This window comes from Blastococcus sp. SYSU DS0533 (assembly GCF_054050775.1).
In genome coordinates, this window is record NZ_JBJGZZ010000023.1 from 1 (window position 1) to 23,494 (window position 23,494).

At 73.6% G+C, this 23,494-nt stretch carries 22 protein-coding genes; 6 read left to right on the forward strand and 16 right to left on the reverse strand.

Going from position 1 to position 23,494, the window contains the following annotated elements:
* Positions 1 to 133 precede the first annotated feature (133 nt).
* A complete protein-coding gene (locus ACI79W_RS19025) occupies positions 134 to 1,609 on the reverse strand; it encodes an ABC transporter substrate-binding protein (protein ID WP_456563652.1) in 1,476 nt (491 codons plus the stop codon).
* 296 nt (positions 1,610 to 1,905) lie between these two features.
* Here ACI79W_RS19025 and ACI79W_RS19030 point away from each other — a divergent pair, with 296 nt between their 5' ends.
* Positions 1,906 to 2,442, forward strand: a complete 537-nt coding sequence (locus ACI79W_RS19030) for a helix-turn-helix domain-containing protein (RefSeq protein WP_236834200.1) — start codon at positions 1,906 to 1,908, stop codon at positions 2,440 to 2,442.
* A 28-nt stretch (positions 2,443 to 2,470) separates the two neighbouring features.
* Here the strand turns inward: ACI79W_RS19030 and ACI79W_RS19035 are convergent, their stop codons facing one another.
* The 8 genes from ACI79W_RS19035 to ACI79W_RS19070 all read right to left on the reverse strand — a co-directional run bounded on the left by ACI79W_RS19035 (position 2,471) and on the right by ACI79W_RS19070 (position 12,462).
* Positions 2,471 to 3,697 carry an amidohydrolase family protein gene (locus ACI79W_RS19035; protein ID WP_456563653.1) on the reverse strand — a complete coding sequence of 409 codons (1,227 nt, stop codon included), beginning with the start codon at positions 3,695 to 3,697 and terminating at the stop codon, positions 2,471 to 2,473.
* Positions 3,690 to 5,306 (reverse strand): amidohydrolase, encoded by a 1,617-nt coding sequence (locus tag ACI79W_RS19040; protein ID WP_456563654.1) that lies wholly within the window; start codon positions 5,304 to 5,306, stop codon positions 3,690 to 3,692. Before ACI79W_RS19040 ends, ACI79W_RS19035 begins: the two co-directional genes overlap by 8 nt.
* Before the next feature lie 16 nt (positions 5,307 to 5,322).
* On the reverse strand, positions 5,323 to 6,582 hold the full coding sequence (locus ACI79W_RS19045) for an amidohydrolase family protein (RefSeq protein ID WP_456563655.1): 1,260 nt from the start codon (positions 6,580 to 6,582) through the stop codon (positions 5,323 to 5,325).
* Positions 6,583 to 6,633: 51 nt separating this feature from the next.
* Positions 6,634 to 7,743, reverse strand: a complete 1,110-nt coding sequence (ald, locus tag ACI79W_RS19050; protein WP_456563656.1) for an alanine dehydrogenase — start codon at positions 7,741 to 7,743, stop codon at positions 6,634 to 6,636.
* Positions 7,744 to 7,821: 78 nt separating this feature from the next.
* The gene (locus ACI79W_RS19055) at positions 7,822 to 8,871 is read right to left on the reverse strand and encodes an amidohydrolase family protein (RefSeq protein ID WP_456563657.1); all 1,050 of its coding nucleotides are present in this window, start codon (positions 8,869 to 8,871) and stop codon (positions 7,822 to 7,824) included.
* The gene (locus tag ACI79W_RS19060) at positions 8,862 to 10,214 is read right to left on the reverse strand and encodes an FAD-dependent oxidoreductase (protein WP_456563658.1); all 1,353 of its coding nucleotides are present in this window, start codon (positions 10,212 to 10,214) and stop codon (positions 8,862 to 8,864) included. The genes ACI79W_RS19055 and ACI79W_RS19060 overlap by 10 nt, the downstream gene beginning before the upstream one ends.
* Positions 10,211 to 11,539: a kynureninase gene (gene kynU, locus ACI79W_RS19065; RefSeq protein WP_456563659.1), complete on the reverse strand. Its 1,329-nt coding sequence runs from the start codon at positions 11,537 to 11,539 to the stop codon at positions 10,211 to 10,213. Before kynU ends, ACI79W_RS19060 begins: the two co-directional genes overlap by 4 nt.
* 5 nt (positions 11,540 to 11,544) lie before the next feature.
* Positions 11,545 to 12,462 carry a tryptophan 2,3-dioxygenase gene (locus ACI79W_RS19070; protein ID WP_456563660.1) on the reverse strand — a complete coding sequence of 306 codons (918 nt, stop codon included), beginning with the start codon at positions 12,460 to 12,462 and terminating at the stop codon, positions 11,545 to 11,547.
* Between the two features lie 146 nt (positions 12,463 to 12,608).
* On the opposite strand from ACI79W_RS19070, the gene ACI79W_RS19075 reads away from it, so the two are divergent.
* Positions 12,609 to 13,052 (forward strand): Lrp/AsnC family transcriptional regulator, encoded by a 444-nt coding sequence (locus tag ACI79W_RS19075; protein WP_236834191.1) that lies wholly within the window; start codon positions 12,609 to 12,611, stop codon positions 13,050 to 13,052.
* Between the two features lie 28 nt (positions 13,053 to 13,080).
* On the opposite strand, the gene ACI79W_RS19080 is transcribed toward ACI79W_RS19075, so the two are convergent.
* The 5 genes from ACI79W_RS19080 to ACI79W_RS19100 are packed head-to-tail and all read right to left on the reverse strand — an operon-like array spanning position 13,081 to position 17,111.
* Positions 13,081 to 13,857, reverse strand: coding sequence for an alpha/beta hydrolase (locus ACI79W_RS19080; RefSeq protein ID WP_456563661.1), 777 nt, complete (start codon positions 13,855 to 13,857; stop codon positions 13,081 to 13,083).
* 5 nt (positions 13,858 to 13,862) lie between these two features.
* Positions 13,863 to 14,441, reverse strand: a complete 579-nt coding sequence (locus ACI79W_RS19085) for a 3-hydroxyanthranilate 3,4-dioxygenase (protein WP_236834189.1) — start codon at positions 14,439 to 14,441, stop codon at positions 13,863 to 13,865.
* A gap of 38 nt (positions 14,442 to 14,479) precedes the next feature.
* A complete protein-coding gene (locus tag ACI79W_RS19090) occupies positions 14,480 to 14,905 on the reverse strand; it encodes a RidA family protein (protein ID WP_236834188.1) in 426 nt (141 codons plus the stop codon).
* Positions 14,902 to 15,678, reverse strand: coding sequence for a 2-keto-4-pentenoate hydratase (locus ACI79W_RS19095; RefSeq protein ID WP_456563662.1), 777 nt, complete (start codon positions 15,676 to 15,678; stop codon positions 14,902 to 14,904). The genes ACI79W_RS19090 and ACI79W_RS19095 overlap by 4 nt, the downstream gene beginning before the upstream one ends.
* Entirely contained in the window at positions 15,675 to 17,111 is a 1,437-nt protein-coding gene (locus ACI79W_RS19100) for a 2-hydroxymuconic semialdehyde dehydrogenase (protein ID WP_236834186.1), read from the reverse strand. The genes ACI79W_RS19095 and ACI79W_RS19100 overlap by 4 nt, the downstream gene beginning before the upstream one ends.
* A 378-nt stretch (positions 17,112 to 17,489) precedes the next feature.
* On the opposite strand from ACI79W_RS19100, the gene ACI79W_RS19105 reads away from it, so the two are divergent.
* Complete coding sequence (locus ACI79W_RS19105) at positions 17,490 to 20,093, forward strand: bifunctional FO biosynthesis protein CofGH (RefSeq protein WP_456563663.1); 2,604 nt, start codon at positions 17,490 to 17,492, stop codon at positions 20,091 to 20,093.
* Here the strand turns inward: ACI79W_RS19105 and ACI79W_RS19110 are convergent.
* Entirely contained in the window at positions 20,080 to 20,904 is an 825-nt protein-coding gene (locus ACI79W_RS19110) for an alpha/beta hydrolase (RefSeq protein WP_456563664.1), read from the reverse strand. The genes ACI79W_RS19105 and ACI79W_RS19110 overlap by 14 nt on opposite strands.
* 51 nt (positions 20,905 to 20,955) lie before the next feature.
* Between ACI79W_RS19110 and ACI79W_RS19115 the strand changes: the two genes are divergently transcribed.
* Positions 20,956 to 21,396 carry a cupin domain-containing protein gene (locus ACI79W_RS19115; RefSeq protein ID WP_456563665.1) on the forward strand — a complete coding sequence of 147 codons (441 nt, stop codon included), beginning with the start codon at positions 20,956 to 20,958 and terminating at the stop codon, positions 21,394 to 21,396.
* On the opposite strand, the gene ACI79W_RS19120 is transcribed toward ACI79W_RS19115, so the two are convergent.
* Positions 21,383 to 21,844, reverse strand: a complete 462-nt coding sequence (locus tag ACI79W_RS19120; RefSeq protein WP_456563666.1) for a hypothetical protein — start codon at positions 21,842 to 21,844, stop codon at positions 21,383 to 21,385. The genes ACI79W_RS19115 and ACI79W_RS19120 overlap by 14 nt on opposite strands.
* A gap of 179 nt (positions 21,845 to 22,023) precedes the next feature.
* Here ACI79W_RS19120 and ACI79W_RS19125 point away from each other — a divergent pair, with 179 nt between their 5' ends.
* Both ACI79W_RS19125 and ACI79W_RS19130 read left to right on the forward strand, forming a co-directional pair.
* Complete coding sequence (locus ACI79W_RS19125) at positions 22,024 to 22,440, forward strand: hypothetical protein (RefSeq protein ID WP_456563667.1); 417 nt, start codon at positions 22,024 to 22,026, stop codon at positions 22,438 to 22,440.
* A gap of 36 nt (positions 22,441 to 22,476) precedes the next feature.
* A complete protein-coding gene (locus ACI79W_RS19130) occupies positions 22,477 to 23,490 on the forward strand; it encodes an NADPH:quinone reductase (RefSeq protein WP_456563668.1) in 1,014 nt (337 codons plus the stop codon).
* Positions 23,491 to 23,494 lie beyond the last annotated feature (4 nt).

Consider the following 23,494-nt stretch of genomic DNA (forward strand, 5'->3'; position numbering starts at 1 on the left):
CGGGCGGGGGGGGGGTTGGGGGGGGGGGGGGGGGGGGGGGGGGGGGGGGGGGGGGCGGGGGGGGGGGGGGGGGGGGGGGGGGGGCCCCCCCCCCCGGGCTCCGCTGCAGCAGCGGAGCCCGGCACGTGCGACGTCATGCCGGTTCCACCGCGGCCAGGTCGACGATCCACCCGGCCGGCGTGTACTCGGCACCGGACACGTCAGCGGTGGACACCACGGTCCCCGAGTTCTGCGCGGCGGGGATGTAGGGCCCGCCCTCGGCCAGCGCCGTCTGCCAGTCGACGAGCGCCTGCTCCAGGTCGGCGGCGTCCACCGAGCTCAGCGCCTCCTCCTTCAGCCGCGTGACCTCGTCGGCCGCGGGACCGCTGTTCCACCGCACGCGCTCGGCGTTGACCCCACCGGGGCTCAGCTGCCGGACGAGCGACTCGGGCCGGGGGTAGGAGAGGGCGTGCGGCGTCATGCCCATGACCACGCTGCCGCCACGCTGCTCCTCGAGGAAGGCCGGCAGGGCCAGCGGCGTCAGCTCGAGCTGGATCCCCGCCTCGGCGGCGTCGCCCTGGATCTTCGTCGCGATCGTGCCGAGGTCGACACCGCGGTAGGTGATGGACGGGTAGATGAAGCGCACCGACGTGCCGCCCTGGCCCGACGCCTCCAGCGACGCCCTGGCGGCGTCGAGGTCGCGCTCGGGGCCTTCCTCCGGGGGGATCGAACCGGGGTAGGACTCGGCGAGCACCCCTCCTGGGCGGCTGCCTCCCTGACCGAACTGCGCGGCCAGGCCCTCGTAGTCCAGCGACTGGCGCAGCGCGTTCCGCCAGTCCTGGTTCGCCGTGGCCGGGGACACGGCAGGGTCGGTGCTCATGTAGAGCAGGTAGACCGTGTCCTGCGTCTGGGAGACGTTGACGTCCTCGGGCAGGCCGTCGAGCAGGCTGCCGGCGACGTCGATCGCCACCTCGTCACCCTGCGAACGGCTGATGGACAGCTGCTGGTTCTGCGCGTCGGCGTTGCGGATGACCACCCGCCCGTAACCGGGGGCGTCACCCCAGTACTCCTCGTTGGCGGCCAGGACCAGCTCGTCACCGGGCTCGTTGCGCTCGAGGACGTAGTGCCCGCTGCCGATGGACGTGCTGTCGAGGAAGGACTGCGCCGTGTCCGTCGTCGCGGCGTCCGCGGCATCGGTCGCGCCGTTCTCCCTGGCGACCTCGGAGTTGAGGACGCTGGCGACCGGCATGGCCATGAGCGTGGGCACCTCGGCGGTGGGCCGGTCCGCCGTCACCACGAAGGTCGACTTGTCGGGGGCGGAGAAGCTCAGGCCCGCGAAGAAGGTCGATCCGCTGGACTTCAGGTTCAGCATGCGGTTCAGCGAGAACAGGACGTCCTCGGAGGTCAGTGGCGAGCCGTCCGAGAACGTGAGGCCGTCGCGCAGGGTGAAGGTGTAGGTGGTCCCGTCCTCGGAGACCTCGTACCCCTCGGCCAGGTCGGGCACCGGCTCGGTGACGTCGGCGCCCTCGAAGGTCATGAGGGAGTCGTAGAGGCTGTGGACCGCCAGGTAGCCGGTCTGCTCGTAGACCCGGCCGGGGTCCAGGGTGGAGTACACGAACGTCGTGTTCACCAGGAGCGTCTGCTCCTCGCCTCGACCCCCGCCGCCACCACCGGCCGAGGAGCCGGCCGTGCACCCACTGACGAGGACCGCGGCTGCGAATACTGCGGCTGCATGACGCCGGGACAGGCGCCGAGCGACGGGTCGGATCTCGATCGACATGGAGTTCCTCTGACGTGGTCGGTGAGCGGCGGCGGTGCCATCGCTCGTGTGAGGGAGAACCTAGAGGCGAAATGTATCGTCAGTGTTTACGAAGCGATAGCCTCTGTGAACACGTTTGTTCGCCCCGCCGAGGATCGAGAGTCGACATGCTCCACGAACGGGTTCGCCGGCTGCGCAAGCAACGGGGCATGAGCCTGCGCCAGCTCGCCGCTGCCACCGGCGTCTCGGCCGCACTGCTCAGCCAGGTCGAACGCGGCGCCACCGACCCGAGCCTGAACACGGTGCGGAAGCTCGCGGCCGTGCTCGGCGCGGATCTCGCGACCCTCTTCGCCGAGGAGCCGCCGCCCCAGGTGCACCACAGCAGACCCGGCCACCGCCCCCTCCTCTCGGCGGGCGTGGGGCTCATGTCCTACGAGCGGCTGACGCCGGGGCGCTCCGACCTGGAGGTCCTGCACGGGCGGCTGGGTCCGGGCCAGAGCACGTCGGAGGAGGCCTGGTCGCACCCGTCCACCGAGTGCGCCGTCGTGGTCGTCGGCAGCATGAGCGCCGAGGTCGACGGCGTCCGGCACGACCTGGCCATCGGCGACAGCCTGACCTTCGACTCCCGGCTCCCCCACCGGTACTTCAACGACGGCGACGAGCCCGCCGAGTACCTGCTCGCCGTCACCCCGCCGGTCCCCTGACCGGGTACGCGCTGCGCCGGCCACGGCTTCAGGCCCCGGTCGCGACGTCGTCGCGGACGACGTCGCCGCCCTTCATGACCCAGGACAGCGAGCGGTAGGCGCCGACATCCGCCGTCGGGTCGCCGTCCGTCGCGATCAGGTCGGCGAACTTTCCCTCCTCCACCGAGCCGATGTCGTCCTGCGCCCCCAGCCAGGTCGCGGGCACGAGCGTGGCGGCGGCGACGGCGTCGGGGGCGTCGAGGCCGTTCTCGGCCATGTGCTCGAGTTCCCGCACCGCCGCGCTGGTCCCCTCGAAGTGCCAGAAGGGGGGCATGTCCGAGCCGAGCATCACCGAGACACCGGCGGCCAGAGCGCTGCGGTAGCTCTCCAGGTGCCGCTCCCCCGCCCCGAGCGAGCGCTGCTGCATCCACTCCGGGACACCGAGTTCGTCGAAGAAGGACTTGCACCGGGTGACGACGAGGGTGGGCACGTAGGCGCAGCCGGACGCGGCCATCGCCGCGGTGACCTCGTCGGTCAGCTCGTAGCCGTGCTCGACGCAGTCCAGCCCGAGCTCCACCGCCTCGCCGGTGACGCCGGCCGGCCCCGCGTGGGCGGTGACCTTCCGGTTCCACTCGTGGGCGGTGGTGATCGCCGCCTCGAGCTCGTCGCGCGCCACCTGCCGGGTGGTGATGGTCTCGTGCTGCCCGGAGATGCCACCGGAGATCATGACCTTGATGAGGTCGGCACCGGCCCGGATCTGCTGACGGACGCCGTTGCGGAAGCCGATGGGGCCGTCGCACTCCAACGCCCCGGAGGAGCCGTGCCCGTGACCCCCGGTGCACGAGATGGGCCGGCCGGCGGTGAAGATCCGCGGTCCCACGACGTGCCCCGCCTCGATGGCCTGCCGCAGGGAGAAGTCCACGTGCTTCTTCTCGCCCACGCAGCGGATGGTGGTGACGCCCGCCCGGAGGGTCGCGGCGGCGCCGCCCGCCATGTACAGCGCCAACTGCGCCTCGTCCATCGCCTTGACCTCGGCACCCCGGGGACCGGGCAGCGACAGCGACAGGTGGGTGTGCATGTTGACCAGGCCGGGCGAGAGGACCCGGCCGCCGAGGTCGATCTCGCGGTGGTCGGCGTCCATGCCCGCGCGGACCTCCGCCTCGGGGCCGACGGCCGCGATGCGGTTCCCCCGCACCCACACGGCCGCGTCCGTCAACGGCGCCTTCCGCGTCGCGTCGACGACGGAGCAGCCGCGCAGGAGGATCGAGTCAGACATGGAAGGCACTCCCTGTGGTGGACGGGTCGAGGTGGACGGGACGACCGCCGACGGCGACCGCCAGGGGCTCCTGCCGGGGCCATTCCTCCGGGGCGAGGTCCAGCGGGTCCTGCGGCCACACGGCGAGGTCGGCTCGGGCGCCGGGGGCGAGGTGCCCCAGGTCGGGCTCGCCGACGTAGTCGCCCGCGTGCCGTGTGTACATCGGGAACGCCTCACGGGGTGCCAGGGCCTCGTGGTCCCCCAGGCTCGAGCCGTCCCAGACCCGCCGCGTCACGGCCATCAGCGCGCCGTGCATCGGGGCGCACGGGTGCGTGTCGGACCCGGCGGCGAAGCGGAACCCGAGCGCGGACATGGTGGCCAGCGGCATCGTCCGGCCCGCGAGCGGACCCCACGCGGCGCGGATCTCGTCGCTGTACACGTAGCCGAGCGGAGGGTTGACCGAGATCTTGATCCCGAGGCGGCTGCACTCGCGCAGATCCAGCACGTCGATGAGGAAGGCGTGCGCGATGCTGACCTGCCCGCGTTCCAGCGGAGCACCCGACCGGCGCACGTCGTCGACCGCCGCGGTGATCTCCCCGATCGCTCCCCCGCCCATGGCGTGGATGCACACCGGCCACCCGCGCTCGGCGGCGAGGCGCAGCAGGGTGCGCAGCTCCTCACCGGTGTAGTGCGGGTGCGGGTCGCCGATCTCCTCCCCCGACCGCATCCACGCGGTGGCGAACTCGCCGTCGAGCAGGAGCTTGACCGCCCAGGCGCGCAGGTGGTCGTCCCCGGTCATCGGCAGGGCCGAGGCGGCGAGCAGCCGTTCCAGCTCGGACTCGAACGGCTTGCGCCAGTCGAACCGGTTCATCAGGCGCACGCGCAGCGGCAGCCGGTCGCGGCGTCGCGCCTCGCCGTACAGCCCCCAGGACGACTCGAAGGCGCCGGCCAGCCCCGGGTCGACGACCGTGGTGACGCCCATCCGCAGCAGCCGCCGGCAGGCGTCGTCCAGGATGTCGAGGCGGTACTCGTCGTCGTCCATGCTCTGGGTGTAGATGGCGTCGTTCACCACCCGGACCGCCTGACCGCGCAGGTGGCCGGTCCCCGGGTCGTAGGCGTCCGCCGGCAGGCCGGCCAGCTTCCCGGCCATGCGGCGGGCTCCCACGGTGTTGATCACCGCGCGGTCCGGCCGCCGGTACAGGTACACCGGGGTCCGCGGCGCGGCGGCGTCCAGCTCGTCCCTGGTCGGCAGCCGGCCCTCGGCGAGGTTGCGCTCGTTCCAGGCGGCCGTGTCGGCGAAGCAGCGGATCCACACGTCCTCGCTCGACGACAGCGCCCGCTCCCGGACGGCCTCGACCACCTCGGACACGGATCTGGCCGCCTCGAGCCTGAGCATCTGGAACTCGTGCGACACCTTCTCCAGGTGGATGTGCGTGTCGATGAAACCCGGCCACACCGTCGCACCCGCGAGATCGGTGCGGCGGGTGCCGGGCCCGGCGAGCGCCTCGAGTTCGACGTCGGACCCCACGGCGAGGACCCTCCCGTCGTGCACCGCCAGGGCGGTACCGCCGGGTGTGCCCGGGGCGAAGGTCTCGACCCGTCCACCGGTGAGCAGCCAGTCGGCCGTCATGGTGCCTCCTCCTCCTTCACCGGCGTGCGGCACCGGCGGTCACCTCCGCGACGTCGACGCGGCATCCCTGCTGCAGCACCATGGAGAGCCGGCGCACCGCCGATGCATCGGTGAGCGGGTCCCCGTCGACCACCAGCAGGTCAGCGTGCTTGCCGACGGCGACGCTGCCCAGCCGGTCGTCGACGCCGAGCCAGGCGGCCGGCACGGTGGTCGCGGCGGCCAGCGCACCGCGGGCGCCCAGCCCCAGCTCCGCCATCAGGCCGTACTCCCACGCCGTGGCGTTGGTGCCGTCGATCCGCCAGAACGGCGGCAGGTCGCTGCCCAGCATGACCGGGACCCCTGCGTCCAGGGCCATGCGGTAGCTCTCGACGTGCCGCGGCCCGGCTCCGAGGGCGCGCTGCTGCATCCACGCGGGGACGCCCAGTTCGTCGAAGAACTCACCGCACCGGCTGACCCCCAGCGTCGGGACGAGCGCGCAGCCGTGGCGCGCCATGGCCGCGGCCGTCTCGGGGGTGAGCTGGTAGCCGTGCTCCACGCAGTCGAGGCCGAGTTCGACCGCCTCGAGGATGACCGGCGCCGGGCCGGCGTGGGCCGTCACCTTGCGGTTCCACTCGTGCGCCGTGGAGATGACCGCCGCCATCTCGTCCGAGGTGAGCTGGCGGGTGTCGATCGACTCGTGCTCCCCTGCGATCCCGCCGGAGATCATCACCTTGATCAGATCCGCGCCGGCACGGATCTGCTCCCGCGCCCCGCGGCGGAAGCCGTCCGCCCCGTCGCACTCCAGGGTGGAGCTGGTCTCGTGACCGTGACCGCCGGTGCAGACCAGCGCCCGCCCCGCGGTGAAGATCCGCGGCCCCTGCGCCCGCCCCGCCTCGATCGCCGCACGCAGTGCGAAGTCGGCGTGGTCGCTCTCGGCGACGCACCGGACGGACGTCACCCCGCACAGCAGCGAGCGGCGGGCACCGTCGGCCATGTAGAGGACGAGCTCGTGCGGCGTCATCGCGGCGATCTGCGCACCGAGCGGGCCGGGGAGGGCCAGCGACAGGTGCGTGTGCATGTTGAACAGGCCCGGCATCACCGTCCGGCCGGTGAGCTCCAGCTCCGGCGGCCGGTCCGCCGCCGCCAGCTCCTCGCGCAGCTCGTCGAGGACCCGGTCCCGGGGCCCGACCGCGCGGATCGTCCCGTCGTCCACCCAGACGGCGGCGTCCTCCAGCAGGACGTCGCGATCGGCGTCGGCGACGTGGCACTGCGAGAGCAGCACCGAGGTGCGCTGCATGGGGGTACCTCCCTGGTCGCGGATGCTGGTGCGGCCGGGGGCCGCGGCGGGTCAGGCCAGGACGTCGGCCGACGTGTCGTGCGCGTAGCCGTGCGCCGCGGCCACGGGCTCGCTCACCAGTCGTCCACCGACGGTGCTCAGTCCCTTGGCGAACGCCGGATCGGCGGCCAGCGCCGTCCGCCAGCCGCCGTCGGCCAGCGCCGTCACGTACGGCAGCGTCGCGTTGGTGAGCCCGTAGGTGGACGTGTGCGGCACGGCACCAGGCATGTTCGCCACGCAGTAGAACACCGAGTCGTGCACCCGGTACACCGGGTCGGCGTGCGTGGTGGGTCGGGAGTCCTCGAAGCACCCGCCCTGGTCGATCGAGATGTCGACGAGCACGGAGCCCTGCCGCATCCGGCCGACCAGCTCGTTGCTGACCAGCGTGGGGGCCTTGGTGCCGGCGACGAGGACGGCACCGATCACCAGGTCGGCCTCGGTCACCGCGTTCTCCACCTCGAAGGTGTTGGACGCCACGGTGCGGCAGCGGCCGCCGAAGACGGCGTCGACCTCCCGAAGACGCGCCAGGTCCCGGTCGAGCAGCGCGACGTCGGCGCCCATTCCGAGCGCGACCGTGGCAGCGTTCCGCCCGGAGACACCGGCGCCGATCACGACGACCTTCGCGGGGCGCACACCGGGGACGCCGCCCATGAGCACCCCCCGGCCGCCGTCCTGCCGCATCAGGTAGTAGGCGCCCACCTGGGCGGCGAGCCGCCCGGCCACCTCGCTCATCGGGGCGAGCAGCGGCAGGCTGCGGTCGGCGAGCTGCACCGTCTCGTAGGCGATCGACGTCGTCCCCGCGGCCAGCAGGGCGTCGGTGCACTCCCGGGACGCGGCCAGGTGCAGGTAGGTGAAGAGGACCTGGTCGGGACGGAGCAGGCCGTACTCGGCAGCCACCGGCTCCTTGACCTTGAGCAGCAGGTCCCCGGCCGCCCAGACCTCCTCCGCGGTGTCCAGCACCTTGGCACCGGCCGCCGCGTAGGCGTCGTCCGGGATCGAGGACCCGACGCCGGCGCCACGCTGGACGAAGACGTCGTGCCCGCGTCGCACGAGCTCGTCCACCCCGGACGGCGTGATGGCCACCCGGTACTCGTGGTTCTTGATCTCCGTGGGGATGCCCACTCGCACGGTCTGCTCCCGGTGATTCGAAGGGGTGTGGCGGAAGAGGTGGTCAGCCGGCGGCGGGGCGCCGGTGCCCTGTCACGGCTGCCCGGTCAGGAACCGGCGCGCGTTCCCGGACAGCAGCTGCCGTCGCTGCTCCCCGGTCAGCCCCGCCTCGTGGACGACCGCGCCGACGGGGCGCTCACCCAGCGGATAGGGGTAGTCGGAGCCGACCATGACCTGGTCGGCCCCGAGCGTCTCGACGAGCATCCGGAGCGCCGGCGGGGCGAACACCACCGAGTCCACCGAGAACCGGCCGAGGTACTCCGACGGCGGACGCGACGACTTCCCCCGGACGACGTCGCCGCGGCGGTGCCACGCGTTGTCGAGGCGGCCGAGCCAGAAGGCGAACGAACCGCCCCCGTGCGCGAAGCAGATCCGCAGCGACGGCGGGACCTGGTCGAAGACGCCCCCGAGCACCATCGCGAGCACCGACAGGTGGGTCTCCGCGGGCATGCCGGTCAGCCACCGCGCCATCCAGCGGTCCAGGCGCGGGCCGCCGGGCATGTCCCAGGGGTGCACGAACACCGGGACGCCCAGCGACGCGGCGTGCTGCAGGAAGGTGACGACCCCCGCGTCGTCGAGATCCCGGTCGCCGACGTGGTTGCCGATCTCGACCCCCCGGTGGCCGGCCGCCAGAGCCCGCTCCAGCTCGGCGCACGCCGCGTCGGGATCCTGGAGGGGCACCTGGCAGAAGGGGACGAGCCGTCCCGCCGAGCCGTCGGTCAGCTCGAGGGCGAGGTCGTTGAAGATCTCGCAGACCCGGGCCGCCTGGGCAGCAGGGCGGTCGTAGGAGAAGAAGACCGGCGTCGGCGAGACCACCTGCACCGCGACACCGTCGCCGTCCATGTCGCCGAAGCGGGTCGTGGCATCCCAGCACTCGGCACCGATGGGGCGGAACTCCGTCTCCCCCACCATGATCATCGCCTCGCGCTCGGAGTCGATGCGCAGGGAGGGCCACGTGCCCGGCCCGCAGGCGGCGGCGAGGTCCGGCCAGCCACGGGGCACGAAGTGCGTGTGCACGTCGATCACCTGGCCGTCGCCGACCTCCGCGATCCCGCCGGGCTCCCCCGTGGCGTTCACCGCCACCGCCGCGCTCCCGCGCCGACGGACGCCGCAGCCGCGACCGCCCCGACCGCCGCGGCCGCCACCAGCCGCCGCTGACGCCGCACGCGCCGGACCACCTCGGCGTAGGGCACCGTCGTGAACGACACCAGCTCGTAGCGGGTGCGGTACTCGGGCAACCACTTCTCCAGCAGGTGCTCGGCACGGGTGGTGAGCTGGAAGATCCGCGAGTTCACCTTGTCCCGCATCTCGGTGAAGTTGTCCGCGGCCATGCCGGCGATGGCCGCGGCGTTCTCCCGACGCGCCGCCTCGAACAGCGGCAGGGCCCGGGCGAGGTCGTCGCCGGTGCTCTCCAGCACCTGGTCGAGGGCGACGCAGTCCTCGAAACCGGCGTTCGCGCCCTGCCCGAAGAACGGGAGGATCGCGTGCGCGGCGTCTCCCATCAGCAGGAACCGCCCGTCGTGCTGCCAGGGCGACGTGTGCAGCGTCCCCAGCGGGCCGATCGGGTTGTGCAGGTAGTCCGCCACGTAGTCCGGCGACAGCGGCGGGACGTCCGGGTAGTGGCGCTCGAAGTGCTCGCGCACCTGCTCGGCCGTGGTGATCGCGGCGAAGCTGCCCGGCCCCTCGAGGGGCCAGAAGAGCGTGCAGGTGAAGGAGCGGTCGGGGTTGGGCAGGGCGATCATCATGGACCCGCCGCGTGGCCAGATGTGCAGCGCGTCGGGGTCCATGGCGAACTCCCCCTCCCGGGCGGGGATGGTGAGCTCCTTGTAGCCGTAGGGCTGCCAGTCCTCCTGGGCGGTCACCACGCCGGCGGCCATCAGCGCCTGGCGTACGGCCGAGCCGGCGCCATCGGCGCCGACCACCAGGTCCGGCGTCGCCTCGACGGTGCCGTCGGGGGTCTCGAAGGTCAGCCTCGAGGTGGTGACGTCCAGCCCCGTGAGCCGGTGGTCGAACAGCACCGTGACGTCGGGGGCCTTCTCCGCGGCGTCGAGCAGCGTCGCGTTGAGGGCTGCGCGGCCGATCGAGTTGATGTGCTGGCGCCCGTCCGCGGAGTAGGAGCGGAAGCTCTGACTGCCGTCCACGCCGTGGAGCATCCGCCCGTGCATGGGCAGGGCCGGGGCCATGACCTGCTCGGCCAGGTCCAGCCGGCGCAGCGCGTCGAGGCCCCGCTCCGAGAGCGCCAGGTTGATCGAGCGCCCCCGCTCCGCGGCGGTCACGCGGGGGTCGGGACGACGCTCGTAGAGCGTCACGCGGTAGCCGCGACGCTCCAGGAAGCAGGCCGCGAGGCAGCCGACGAGCCCGGCGCCGACCACCGCCACGGATCGCTGCGCCGCCGGCTCGGGAGCGGCGGGACGCCGGTCGCTCATCGGGGGGCCACCTCCTTGGCCAGCGCGACGGCGGCGCGCCAGCAGTCGTGGAACGTGACGTACATGGGGACGGGGGCGAACCGGACGATGTCCGGCTGGCGGGCGTCGGCGATCACCCCGTGCCGGACCCGCAGCGCGTGGGTCAGCTCCTTGGCGGTCCGGCCCTCGACCCGGACCGAGAGCTGGCTCCCCCGGGCAGCGGGGTCGCGCGGCGTGACCTGGGTCAGCGGGCGGTCCCGGAACACCTCGTCGAAGAGCGACTCCAGGTAGGCGGTCAGCCGGGTGCTCTTGGCGCGCAGCGCCGCCATGCCGGTCTCGTCGAACATCTCGAGGGAGCTGCGGACCGGCCCCATGGCGAAGATCGGCGGGTTGGACAGCGCCCAGGCGTCGGCGGTGGCGGGCGGGTCGGCCACGGGCGCCATCTGGAAGCGCGTCGACTCCCGGGTCGTCCACCAGCCCTCGAACCGCGGCCGCCCCCCGGCCAGGTGGCGCTCGTGGACGAAGGCACCGGCCACCGCGCCGGCGCCGCTGTTCAGGTACTTGTAGGTGCACCAGGCGGCGAAGTCGACCCCCCACTCGTGCAGCGCGAGGGGGACGTTGCCCGCGGCGTGCGCCAGGTCCCAGCCGACGACGCACCCGGCCTCGTGCCCGGCACGGGTGATCGCCGGCATGTCGAGCAGCTCACCGGTCAGGTAGTTGACCCCGCCGAACATCACGACCGCGTGCTCGGAGCCGTGGCGGCGGAGGAAGTCCACGACGTCCTCGGTGCGCAGGCTGTCCTCCCCCTCCCGGGGGCGCATGCGGGTGACGGTCTGGTCCGGGTCGAGCCCGTGGAAGCTCGCCTGGCTGCGCACCGCGTAGCTGTCGGAGGGGAAGGCGCTGTCCTCGATGAGGATCTTCCGGCGAGCACCCTCCGGCCGGTAGAAGGAGACCATCAGCAGGTGGAGGTTGACCGTCAGCGAGTTCATCGCCACGACCTCCTCCGGCCGCGCGCCGACCAGGCGGGCCATCGGCTCCCGCAGCAGCGCGTGGTACGGCAGCCAGGGGCGGCTGCCCTCGGTGTGGCCCTCCACCCCCCACCGCGCCCAGGCGTCCATGTCCTCGAGCAGCTCGACCGAGGTGCGTCGCGGGCGCAGGCCGAGCGAGTTCCCGGCGAAGTACGCCGTCTCGGGGTGGTCCCCGCCCTCGGCCGGCGGGACGTGGAACTCCGCGCGCCGGCTGCGCAGCCCGTCGGTCACGTCGAGAGCGCGTGCCTCCTCCTCGCGGGCGAGGAGGTCGGCGAGCAGGTCTCGCCCGGCGGGCCGGGCGGTCACGGTCTCGGACACCGGCGTCACACCGCCGTCCGTGCGGACCAGACCTCGGGGAAGACGACACGGGCCAGGCTCTTGGCCAGCCAGTACGTCCCCGAGGAGCCCCCCGAGCCCACCTTGTCCCCCATGCCCCTGCGGACGGCGAGGAGGTGCATGTGCCGCCAGTCGGTGAAGGCGGTGGAGATGTCGGTCAGGACCTCGGCCAGCTCCCACAGCGGGTCGCCGTCCTGCTCGCGCGTGTAGATCTGCAACCAGGCCGCCTCGACCTCGGGACGGGGCTCGTAGTCCTGGCCGAAGTCGCGGTTCACGACGTCGTCGGGGATGTCCATCCCGCTGCGGGCCAGGGCCGCGATCACGTCGTCGTACAGCGAAGGACCTTCGAAGGCCTCCATCAGGGGCTCGTAGACGGCCGGGTTGCTGCGGTACAGCTCGGTGAGCCGGCGCTGCTTGATGCCGAGCAGGAGCTCCAGCCGGCGGTAGGCCCAGGACTGGAAGCCCGACGCCACCCCCAGGGTGTCGCGGAAGCGGTTGAACGCCATGGGCGAGAGCCAGTCGATGGTCGACCAGGACGCCACGAGCCCCTCGAACTGCCGGACGGAGCGCCGGAGGACCGCGACGGCACCCCGGACGTCGTCCTCGCGCAGGTGCTCCTGCGCCAGCTCCCACTCGAACCGGAGCTGACCGAAGTACAGCTCCATGATCTGCGATGCGACGAGGAAGGCCCGTTCCTCGGGCACGTCGGTCATCGTGTCCTGGATGCCGTGCAGCACGTCGGTGCGCACGTAGTGGTCGTACGGGGTCGCACCGTCGAAGGACATGTGCGGCTTGCCGCCGGTCGCCTGGGCGAGGGCTGCGCGGCTCTCGGCGGTCGCCGTACCGACGGAGCGCCGGCCCTTGACCTCGCTCGCCGGCCCCCTGTCGTGCTCTTCCACGGTCACTGTCGGCCCTCCTTCACGGGGAGAAGTCTGGCCAGGTGCATGCCGTCCGGGAATGGCGAGCGAGGGTCGTATAGTCGTCCGGACCTTTCGATCGGAAGGTCGCAGCCGCAAACGACTTTCGCGTCGTGGAGGGGGGTCCGAGGGCCTTGGACGCCACGGACTGGGCGATCCTCGCCGAGCTGCAGGACGACAGCCGGCTCTCCTTCAGCGAGCTCGGCCGCCGGGTGCACATGTCCTCGCCGGCCGTCGCCGAGCGCGTCCGCAGGCTCGAGCAGGACGGGGTCATCACCGGCTACCACGCCACCGTCGACCTCGAGGCGGCCGGTTGGAGCGTGCTCGCACTGGTGCGCATGCAGTGCTTCGGGCCCCGGTGCATCCTGCAGCACGCCGAGAGCGTCGTGGCCTGGCCCCAGGTGCTGGAACTCCACCGCGTCACCGGCGACGTCTGCTGCGAGCTGAAGGTCGTGGCCGCCTCGATGCCGGCCTTCGAGGCGGTGGTGGACCGGTTGGCCGAGTACGGCCAGCCGTCGTCGACCCTGGTGCTCTCCAGCCCGCTCAGCCGAGGCCGGGTCCACCGGCCGGAACCGTGAGCGGGCGGCCGCCCGGTCGGCGAGCCGGTCAGACCGCGGCGAGCCCGTCCAGGGCGGCCGGCACGGCCGGCCAGACGTCGCTGTCCGGATCGATCAGCGCGAAGTGGCCCGCCGGGACGGTGGTGAGCACGGCACCGGGGTTGTACCGGCGGTAGGACTCGCTGAGCACCACGGGGACGACGTCGTCGTCGGTGCCGTGGAGGAGGTGCACGGCGGCGACCGGGGCGGGCAGCCGCGCCGGGTCCAGGTCGGTGCGGGCCGGCGCCGGACAGCCGAGGAAGGCCGGCACCGCGTCGGTGTCGAGGGCCAGGGCCGCAGCCAGGCCGAGGTCGGCCACCGGCGCGAGAGCCAGGACGCCGACGACGTCCTCGGACGCCGTCGCCGCCGCGTGCAGCGCCAGGTGACCGCCCGCCGAGTGACCGGCCAGCAGGAGCCGGCCGCCCCCGTGCGCCGCGGCCAGGTCGGATCTCCGCACCTCCCGCAGCGCCGCGCGGACGTCGGCGACGGTGGCGTCGGGTCGGCCGGGGATGCGCCGGTACTCCGGCGTCACCGTCGTCCAGCCGGCGTGCGCGAGCGCGTCGGTCATCGGGCGCACGTGCGCCCGGTCGTACTCGGGGCGCCAGAAGCCGCCGTGCAGGAGGACGACGAGCGGGCGCGCGGTCGCCGCCGGACCACCGAGCCGCACGTCGCACACCTGCTCGTCGCCAGCGCCGTAGCGCAGGACGAGGTCCGGTCCCGGAGCCGGGCGCGCCAGGACCGAGCGGTCCTCCGGCCGGACCGGCTCCGGGACCCGGACGACGTCCACGCCGCTCAGGCGTTCGCCGGGGTCCCGGTGACCGGGCGCAGGTGCTCCGGCCACTGCTTGCCCGGGTGGAGAGCGCCGCAGTTGCCGCACGTGCGCGCCTGCTCGTCCGACAGGAAGGTCTCGAACACCGGCGGCAGGTCGTCGACGATCGACGTCAGCTGCAGCTCCGCCCGGAAGATCCGGTGGTTGCACTCCATGCAGTAGTACTCGACGGCGTCCCGCTGCCCCTGCGGACGCGCGAACTCGACGACCAGGCCGATGCTGCCCGGCTCGGGACGCTGCGGCGAGTGCTTGACGTGCGGCGGGAGCAGGAAGATGTCGCCCTCGCGGATGTGGACGTCCGTGGGCGGCTGCCCCTCCTCCTCCATCACGCGGAGCACCATGTTGCCCTTGAGCTGGTAGAAGAACTCCTCGATCGGGTCGTCGTGGAAGTCGGTCCGCTGGTTGGGCCCGCCGACGACGGTCACCATCAGGTCCGCGTCCTCCCAGACCTGCACGTTGCCGACCGGCGGCTTCAGCAGGTGCTGGTGCTCCTCGATCCACGACTGGAAGTTGAAGGCCTTGAGTTCGCGCGGGTCGGGCATGTGCGGGTTCTCCTCTTCGTGGTCGGCCGTGGTGCGGTTCAGCCGCGGTCCGGGAGGACCGCGACAGCCTGGATCTCGATGAGCAGGTGCGGGTGGGGCAGCTCCGCGACGGCGACCGTCGTGCGGGTCGGGCCGTCCTCGTCGAAGTGCTCGGCGTAGACGGCGTTGTAGGCGTCGAAGTCGGCCATGGAGACGAGGTAGGTCGTCACCTGGACCAGGTCCCTCGTCGAGGCGCCCACCGAGGCGAGGATGTCGGCGATGTTGGCCAGGACCTCTCGGGTCTGGACCGCGATGTCGAGGACGACCTCCCCGTCGTCCCCGCGCTCGGCCCCGGCGATCGTGTCGTCCGGTCGACGGCTGCTCGTGCCCGACACCCAGGCCATCCCCCGGGCGACCTTCACGTGCGGGAACCGCCCGCGGGGCGTCGCCTTGCCGGCGACGGTCACCGCGCGGTCGCCGGTCATCGGGCTCCTCCGGAGACCTCGATGCGCACCGAGCCCAGCCCGTCCACGCGCCCCACGACGGTCGTGCCGGCGGTGAGCGGGACGGCTGCGGTGGCTGCGCCGGCCAGGATCACCTGACCGGCGCGCAACCGGAAGCCACGCCGGCGCGCCATGCCCGCCAGGGCCGGCAGCGCCTCGAGCGGGTGGCCGAGGATGGCGTCGGTGGTCCCGGTCTCGGCGACCTCGCCGTCGACGGAGAGCGCCACCGGCAGCCCGCCGAGCTCTCCGGCGTCCCGCAGGGCCGTCCACGGGCCGATCGCGAAGCCGGCAGCCGAGGTGTTGTCGGCGACGACGTCGGCGAGGGTGAAACGGAAGTCCCGGTAGCGCGAGTCGATGATCTCCAGCGCCGGTGCCACCGCGTCCACGGCCGCGAGCAGGTCGTCGTCCGGGGAGACGTCGCGTGCCAGGCGGTAGGCGACCTCGGGCTCCACGCGCGGGTGGATGAGGCGGGACAGGTCGACGGCGCCGCCGTCGGGCACGTGCATGTCCGAAGTCAGGCGGCCGACGATGACGTCGGAGACGCCCATCTGCGCCATCTTCGCCAGGCTGGTGAAACCGAGCTTCCAGCCGACCTGGCGGGCGCCCCGGTCCAGCCGGCGGGCCACCAGCGCCTCCTGGACGGCGTAGGCGGCGTCGACGTCGGTGGCCTCGGCGTTCACGACGTCGTGGACGCCGGTGACGGCGTCGTCCAGGCGGTCGACCAGCGCGTGGTCCACGCGCGGGGTCGTGGTCACAGCTTCACGCACACGTTCGTCTGCTCCGTGTAGAACTCGAGCGAGGACTGCCCGCCCTCGCGGCCGATGCCCGACAGCCCCGTGCCGCCGAAGGGCGAGCGCAGGTCGCGCAGGAACCAGGTGTTGACCCAGCTGATGCCCACCCGCAGCCGCTGCGCGACCCGGTGACCGCGCTGCAGGTCCGTGGTCCAGGTCGCCGCGGCCAGGCCGTACTCGGTGTCGTTGGCCAGCGCCACCGCCTCGTCCTCGGTGTCGAACGGCACCAGCGCCGCGACCGGTCCGAAGATCTCCTCGTGGAGGACGCGGTCGTCCTGCGGCAGGCCGGTCCACAGCGTCGGCTCGATCCACGCGCCGCCCTCCAGGTCGGCGCCGAGGTCGGGGATTCCCCCGCCCACCAGTTCCGTGGCCCCCGACTGCCGGGCCAGCTCCAGGTAGGACAGGACCTTCTCCCGGTGCCCCCGGCTGATCAGCGGGCCGGTCGTGGTGTCGTCGTCGTCCGGGCGGCCCAGGCGGAGAGCCCGCGCCGCGGCGGTCAGCCGCTCGGCGACCTCGTCGAAGACGGGGCGCTCCACGTACACGCGTTCGGTGCACAGGCAGACCTGCCCGGTGTTGGCGAACACCGAGCGGGTGAGGCCCTCGATCGTCGCGTCCAGGTCCGCGTCGGCGAAGACCAGTGCGGGGTTCTTGCCGCCGAGCTCGAAGGACAGCGGCCGCACCCGCGGCGCGACCGCCCGCATGATCGCGCTGCCGGTCGCCGAGGATCCGGTGAAGGTCACGCCGTCGACGCCCGGGTGGGCGGTGAGCGCCTCGCCGGCCGAACCGGGCCCGAAGCCGTGCACGACGTTGTAAACCCCGTCGGGGACGCCCGCGTCCTGCAGCACCTCGGCCAGCAGCGTGGCGGTGGACGGCGTCTCCTCCGACGGCTTCACCACGACGGCGTTGCCGCAGGCCAGCGCCGGCGCGACCTTCCAGGTCAGCAGCAGGAGGGGCAGGTTCCACGGCACGATGACCGCGACGACGCCCAGAGGGGAGCGCACGGCGTAGTTGAGCGCCCCCCGGCCGTCGGGCGTCTCGGTCTGGTAAGAGGTCAGCCCGGCCGCCGAGATGGTGTCGGCGAAGGACCGGAAGTTCGCCACCGCCCGGGCGACGTCCAGCGCACGGGCCTGGGTGACCGGCTTGCCGGTGTCGGCGACCTCGGCCGCCACGAACTCCTCGAACCGCTCCTCGATGCGGTCGGCGACGCGTCGCAGGAGCGTCGCCCGGGCGGTGACCCCGAGGCGGCCCCACGGGCCGGCCAGGGCGCGGCGAGCCGCGGCCACCGCGCGGTCGACGGTCGCACCGTCGGCCTCGTGGACACGGGCCACGACCGAGCCGTCGACCGGGTTGAGCTTGACGAAGAGCTCACCGGTCTCGACCCGCTCGCCGTCCACCACATTGGGCAGGGTGGGTCCTGCGGACCCCGTCCCTGGTCGGACGGACGCCGTCGTCTGGGTCACTGGCGATCCACCTGTTCAGCGCATCGGGCGGCACGGAGAGGCGTACCGCGGTCCGGAGCACCCGGGCCATCGGGTGCTGGGGGCAAAGTCTCGATCAGGTCCTCGGTGCTGAGGAAGGGCCGTCGACCGCCACATGCCGGCCGGCGCTTTCCGTACGGAAGGTCGGGAGACGCCTGGACCTTCAGCGGCCGCGTGCCGCCCCGCCGTGCGTCACCGTGGAGCCGTCACCGTCGATGCCGCCCTCCCCGTGATCGGCCTCACATCCGGGGACACGGATCGAGTCGCGGGGATCCAAGGGCTAGCGTCGGAGGCGCTATGACTGCGCTCCCCGCACCGTCCGAGTCCGCTCTCCGCCGCGCCCTGGTGCGCGCCGAGCGCGGGGTGGCCCTCGACGCCGTCGAAGCCGAGACCCTGCTGCACGCGCGCGGGCTGGCCGAGGGCGACCCGCTGGACCGCCTGCTCACCGCCGCAGCACGGGTCCGCGACGCGGGGCTGGCCAGCGCCGGCCGGCCGGGCGTCGTCACCTACAGCCGCAAGGTGTTCATCCCGCTCACCCACCTGTGCCGCGACCGCTGCCACTACTGCACCTTCGTCACGACGCCGGGCCGGCTGCGCGCCGACGGCAAGGCGCCCTACCTCTCCCCCGACGAGGTGCTCGACATCGCGCGGGCCGGTGCGGCGCTGGGGTGCAAGGAGGCGCTGTTCACCCTCGGCGACCGGCCGGAGGACCGCTGGCCCGTCGCGGCCGAGTGGCTGGAGGCGCACGGCTTCGACTCCACCCTGGGCTACCTGCGGGCGATGGCGATCCGGGTGCTCGAGGAGACCGGGCTGCTCCCCCACCTCAACCCGGGCGTGCTGTCGTGGGAGGAGATCCAGCGGCTCAAACCGGTCTCCGCGTCGATGGGAATGATGCTCGAGACGACGGCGACGCGGCTGTGGTCCGAGCGCGGCGGGCCGCACTTCGGCAGCCCCGACAAGGAGCCCGCCGTGCGGCTGCGGGTGCTGGAGGACGCCGGGCGCTCCGCCGTCCCGTTCACCACCGGCGTGCTGCTCGGCATCGGCGAGGACTACGCCGAGCGGGTCGACGCCGTCCTTCAGATCCGGGCCTCGGCGCAGCGGCACGGGCACGTGCAGGAGGTCATCGTCCAGAACTTCCGGGCCAAGCCGCGCACCGCGATGGCCGCGCACGACGACCTGGAGCTCCAGGAGTACATCGCGGCCGTCGCCGTCACCCGGCTGCTGCTCGGCCCGAAGGCGCGGGTGCAGGCGCCGCCGAACCTGTCGGACTCCACGGAGCTGGGGCTGCTGCTGCGCGCCGGGGTGGACGACTGGGGCGGCGTCTCGCCGCTCACGCCCGACCACGTGAACCCCGAACGGCCGTGGCCGAACATCGACAAGCTGGCGGCGCTGAGCGCCGAGGCGGGGTTCGAGCTGCGGGAGCGGCTGGCCGCCCAGCCCCCGTACGTGCGGCAGCCCGAGCCGTGGCTGGACCCGCGCGTGCGCCCGCACGTCTCCGCCCTGGCCGGACCGGACGGCCTGGCAGTCGAAGGCCGCATCCCGGCCGGCCTGCCGTGGCAGGAGCCCGACGAGGCGTGGACCTCCTCGGGCCGCGTCGACCTGCACGTCGAGGTGGACACGGTCGGCCGGACATCCGACCGGCGCAGCGACTTCGACGCCGTCTACGGCGACTGGTCCGAGCTCCGCGACCGGACGACGGCTGCTCGCGACGGGCGCTCGACCGCGCTGGCCACCGGCGACCCCGACGTGCTGGCAGCCCTGCTGCACGCCGAGCAGGACCCGGCCGGGCTCTCGGACGCCGAGTACCTGGCCCTGCTGGGCGCCGACGGCAGCGACCTGGAGCACCTCTGCGCGCTGGCCGACGCGGTGCGCCGTGACGTCAACGGCGACGACGTCACCTACGTGGTGAACCGGAACATCAACTTCACCAACGTCTGCTACACCGGCTGCCGGTTCTGCGCGTTCGCCCAGCGGCGCACCGACGCCGACGCCTACACGCTCTCGATGAGCCAGGTCGGCGACCGGGTCGACGAGGCGTGGGCGGCCGGGGCGACCGAGATCTGCATGCAGGGCGGCATCCACCCCGACCTCCCCGGCACCGCCTACCTCGATCTCGCGCGCGAGGTGAAGAAGCGGCAGCCCGGCATCCACCTGCACGCCTTCTCGCCGATGGAGATCGTCAACGGGGCGGCGCGCACCGGCCTGCCCTTCCGCGAGTTCCTCACCGGGCTCAAGGAGGCGGGCCTCGACTCGATCCCCGGCACGGCCGCGGAGATCCTCGACGACGACCTCCGCTGGGTGCTCACCAAGGGCAAGCTGCCGACGGCGACCTGGCTGGAGATCATCGGCACCGCGCACGAGGTCGGCATCCCGACGACCTCGACGATGATGTACGGCCACGTCGACACCCCGGCGCACTGGGTGGCGCACCTGCGCACCCTGGCCGCGCTGCAGGACCGCACCGGCGGGTTCACCGAGTTCGTGCTGCTGCCGTTCGTGCACCACAACTCCCCCATCTACCTGGCCGGCGTGGCCCGGCCGGGGCCGACGGTGCGGGAGAACCGGGCGGTGCACGCGGTGGCGAGGCTGCTGCTGCACGGCCGGATCGGCAACATCCAGACCTCCTGGGTGAAGCTCGGCGACACCGGCACCCAGGCGGTGCTGCGGGGCGGCGCCAACGACCTCGGCGGCACGCTGATGGAGGAGACGATCAGCCGGATGGCCGGCAGCGAGAACGGCTCGCTGAAGACCATCGCCGAGCTGGAGGCGATGGCCGCCGCGATCGGCCGGCCGGCCCGCCAGCGGACCACCGAGTACGGCACCCCGTCGGCCGAGCGGATCGCCACCGCCCGCTCCGCGGAGGGCCGCGCCCGGCTCACCCTGTCGGTCACCCCGCGCTGAGGTAGGCGAGCTCCACGACGGCCGCGACCACCTCGTCCCCCGCGAGCATGACCAGGTCGTTGTGGTCGGCTCCGGGCACCGCCACCACCCGGTGCAGCGCGGCGGCGGCGTCGGCCACCGCCCGGCTCTGCGCCGGCGGGACGACCGAGTCCGCGCCGCCGTACACCACCGTCGTGGACGCATCGACCTCCCGGACCTGCTCGGCCACCGGGTAGCGGTCGCGCAGCAGCGCCCGCACCGGCAGGAACGGGTAGTGCTCGCTGCCCACCGCCGCCAGGTCGACGAACGGCGAGCGGAGCACCAGCCCGGCCGGCGGGTGCTCCACCGCCAGCCCGGTCACGACCGCCGCGCCGAGGCTCTCCCCGAAGTAGACGAGCCGGTCGGCCGGCACCCCGCCGTCCCCGAGCAGGAACTCCCGCGCCGCCCGCGCGTCGAGCGCCAGCCCCGCCTCGCCGGGGGTGCCCGGGTTGCCGCCGTAGCCGCGGTAGTCGAAGAGCAGGACGGCGAGACCCTCCTGGGCGAGCGCCCGCGCCAGCGGCGCCCGCAGGCCGCGGTGGCCGCCGTTGCCGTTGGCGACGAGCACCCCGGCGGCGTCCGGCGTGCGGCCGGGGACGAACCAGGCGCCCAGCCGCAGGCCGTCGTCGGTCTCGAGCACGACGTCCCGCGCACCCGGCACGGCCTGCGCCGCCGGCGGGACGGGACCGGCGTCGGGCAGGTAGACCAGGTGGCGCTGGAACGCCCAGAGCAGACCCACGAGAAGAGTCCACAGCAGGACGACGACGGCCGCACCCAGCCCCACCCTGCGCAGCACCTCCCGATGGTCCCGCCTGCCGCGGCGGCGTTCCAGCGCTAGCGTCCGCGCATGGCAGAGGACTCGAACCCCGGCGGCACCGACCACTGGCACGCGCCGCTGCGGCACGTCCGCGCGGCCGAGCTCTCGACCGACACCGGCCAGAGCAGCGGCATGACCCGGCGGGAGGCGGTGTCCGGGAAGAGCGTCGGCGCGGAGAAGGTGTGGATGGGCCAGGCGCACGTCGCGCCCGGCACCGCCTCGGCCAACCACCACCACGGCGACTCCGAGACCGGCATCTACGTCGTCTCCGGCCGGCCGGTGTTCGTCTTCGCCCGGGACGGCGAGGAGGTGCGGCTGACCCCGGAGCCGGGCGACTACGTCTTCGTGCCGCCCTGGACCCCGCACCGCGAGGAGAATCCCGGCGACGAGGAAGCGGTCGTCGTCCTGGCGCGCAGCAGCCAGGAGGCGATCGTGGTGAACCTCCCGCCGGGGTCGCTCACGCAGCTGTGAGCTGCGCCGCCGGCTCACGTCCCCGATCACGCCCACCTGCGCGCACCAGCCGGTGGACGAGCACGGCCTGGAGCGCGTACACGGCTGCCATCGCCACGAACAGCACCGTGAGCGCGGTCCACCGGCCGACGCCCAGCGGACCGACGCCTTCGAGGTCGCTCTGCGCGATCCCGGCCGCCTGGACCGAGATGGCGACGGCGCCGAGGACCAGCACGGCCAGCGACCAGCGGGACCGCCTCCAGGCCAGCGCGACGGCGCCGGGGGCCAGGAAGACGATGTAGAAGATCGCGATGAAGGCCAGACCGCTCCAGCTGAAGGCCGTGTCGCCCCCGGCCACGAGCGCGACCAGCCGCATCAGCCCCCGCGTCAGCACCGCCCCGACCGCTCCGCCGAGCACCGCCGCCGCGGTGCCGACGGCCAGCGCCCTGAGCATCCGCCGTCCGTCCACTCCTGGCTCCTCACCCTCGACCCCCGCCTCCGCAGGGGCGCCACCCGGATCGCCGGAGAGTAGTGGCGGGAACCGCCCGACGGGTCGGTCGTCAGCGCGGGTCACGGGACCGGACCTGCCGGCGCGGGTACGACTCCGGCTCCCGGGCTGCCGGCCCGGACGTCAGTAGCCTCGGGGCCATGGGCTACTTCGGCACGCTCGTCTACAGCGAGGGACGCTGGCGCACGGGACGGCCGACCGCGGTGCCGTTCCTGATGGTCGACGTGCACGACAGCGATATCGCCACCGTCGACTACCGCGCCGCCGACGCCTCCGGCGGCCGCTTCTTCCTGGGGTACGAGCCCCGCGTCTACTTCGACGAGCCCGACGCCTCCGCCCCGGTCGACGTCGACGCCGAGGCCGAGGGCTACGCCCGGTGGGTCCGGGACGCGGTGGGCACGGACCTCGCGCCCGCCGAGGTGCGACGGCTCATGGCCTCCCCCGGCGGCGTCCCGCCCACCGACGAGGTGGTCGAGCAGACCGTCGAGCGGCTGCTGACCGTGTCCGGCCTGCCGCTCCCCGAGTGGCCGACCGACGACGACGCACCGCCCGGCTGACGCATCGTTCCCCCGGTGCCGGGTAGCGGGCGGTGCGTGCGAGCGATCTCCTACACCCAGCCCGGTGGCCCCGACGTCCTGCAGCTGGTCGACCGCCCGGTGCCCGAGCCCGGCCCCGGCGAGGTGCGGGTCCGCGTGACGTTCTCCGGGGTCAACCCCACCGACTGGAAGTCGCGCACGAACGCGCAGCCCGGCCCGGACGGGCAGGTGCCGAACCAGGACGGCTCGGGCACCGTCGACGCCGTCGGCCAGGGCGTCGAGCCGGCGATGCTCGGCCAGCGGGTGTGGATCTGGGAGGCCGCGTGGCAGCGGCCCTGGGGCACCGCCGCGGAGTACACCCTCGTCCCGGCGCGGCACGTCGTCCTCCTCGGCGAGAACACGCCGTTCGAGCTCGGCGCGGCGCTCGGCATCCCGTTCCTCACCGCGCACCGCTGCCTGACCGTCGCCGAGTCCCTCCCCGACCGGCTGGGCACCGGGGCGCTCACCGGCCACACCGTCCTGGTGCAGGGCGGCGCGGGTGCGGTGGGCAACGCCGCGATCCAGCTCGCCCGCTGGGCCGACGCGACGGTCATCGCCACGGTGAGCAGCCCGCGCAAGGCGCAGCTCGCGGCCGCGGCCGGCGCCGACCACGTCGTGAACTACAAGCAGCAAGACGTCGTCGCCGAGGTGCGCAAGATCGCCCCGAAGGGGGTCGACGCGATCGTCGAGGTCTCCGCGGCCGTCAACGCCGCCGTCGATGCCCAGGTGATCGGGATGCACGGGGCGGTCGCCATGTACGCCGACGACGGCGGCGCCGAGGTGACCGTGCCGGTGCGCGCGCAGATGGGGCCCAACGCCCGGTGGCAGTTCGTGCTGGTCTACACCGAGCCGGAGCGGGCCAAGGTGCTCGGCATCGAGGACGTCGCCACAGCGGTCGCCGACGGCGCGATCCGGGTCGGTGAGGACGCCGGCCTCCCGCTGCACGTGCACCCGCTCGCCGAGACGGCCGCCGCCCACCAGGCGGTGCAGGACGGCGCCGTCGGCAAGGTGCTCGTCGACGTCACCGCCTAGCTGT

Excerpts from the sequence above, each read along its gene's own strand:
- ACI79W_RS19030 (WP_236834200.1), top strand. The coding sequence starts at position 1,906 with ATGCTCCACGAACGGGTTCGCCGGCTGCGCAAGCAACGGGGCATGAGC.
- ACI79W_RS19035 (WP_456563653.1), bottom strand. The coding sequence starts at position 3,697 with ATGTCTGACTCGATCCTCCTGCGCGGCTGCTCCGTCGTCGACGCGACG.
- ACI79W_RS19040 (WP_456563654.1), bottom strand. The coding sequence starts at position 5,306 with ATGACGGCCGACTGGCTGCTCACCGGTGGACGGGTCGAGACCTTCGCC.
- ACI79W_RS19045 (WP_456563655.1), bottom strand. The coding sequence starts at position 6,582 with ATGCAGCGCACCTCGGTGCTGCTCTCGCAGTGCCACGTCGCCGACGCC.
- ACI79W_RS19060 (WP_456563658.1), bottom strand. The coding sequence starts at position 10,214 with ATGAGCGACCGGCGTCCCGCCGCTCCCGAGCCGGCGGCGCAGCGATCC.
- ACI79W_RS19085 (WP_236834189.1), bottom strand. The coding sequence starts at position 14,441 with ATGCCCGACCCGCGCGAACTCAAGGCCTTCAACTTCCAGTCGTGGATC.
- ACI79W_RS19090 (WP_236834188.1), bottom strand. The coding sequence starts at position 14,905 with ATGACCGGCGACCGCGCGGTGACCGTCGCCGGCAAGGCGACGCCCCGC.
- ACI79W_RS19105 (WP_456563663.1), top strand. The coding sequence starts at position 17,490 with ATGACTGCGCTCCCCGCACCGTCCGAGTCCGCTCTCCGCCGCGCCCTG.
- ACI79W_RS19115 (WP_456563665.1), top strand. The coding sequence starts at position 20,956 with ATGGCAGAGGACTCGAACCCCGGCGGCACCGACCACTGGCACGCGCCG.
- ACI79W_RS19125 (WP_456563667.1), top strand. The coding sequence starts at position 22,024 with ATGGGCTACTTCGGCACGCTCGTCTACAGCGAGGGACGCTGGCGCACG.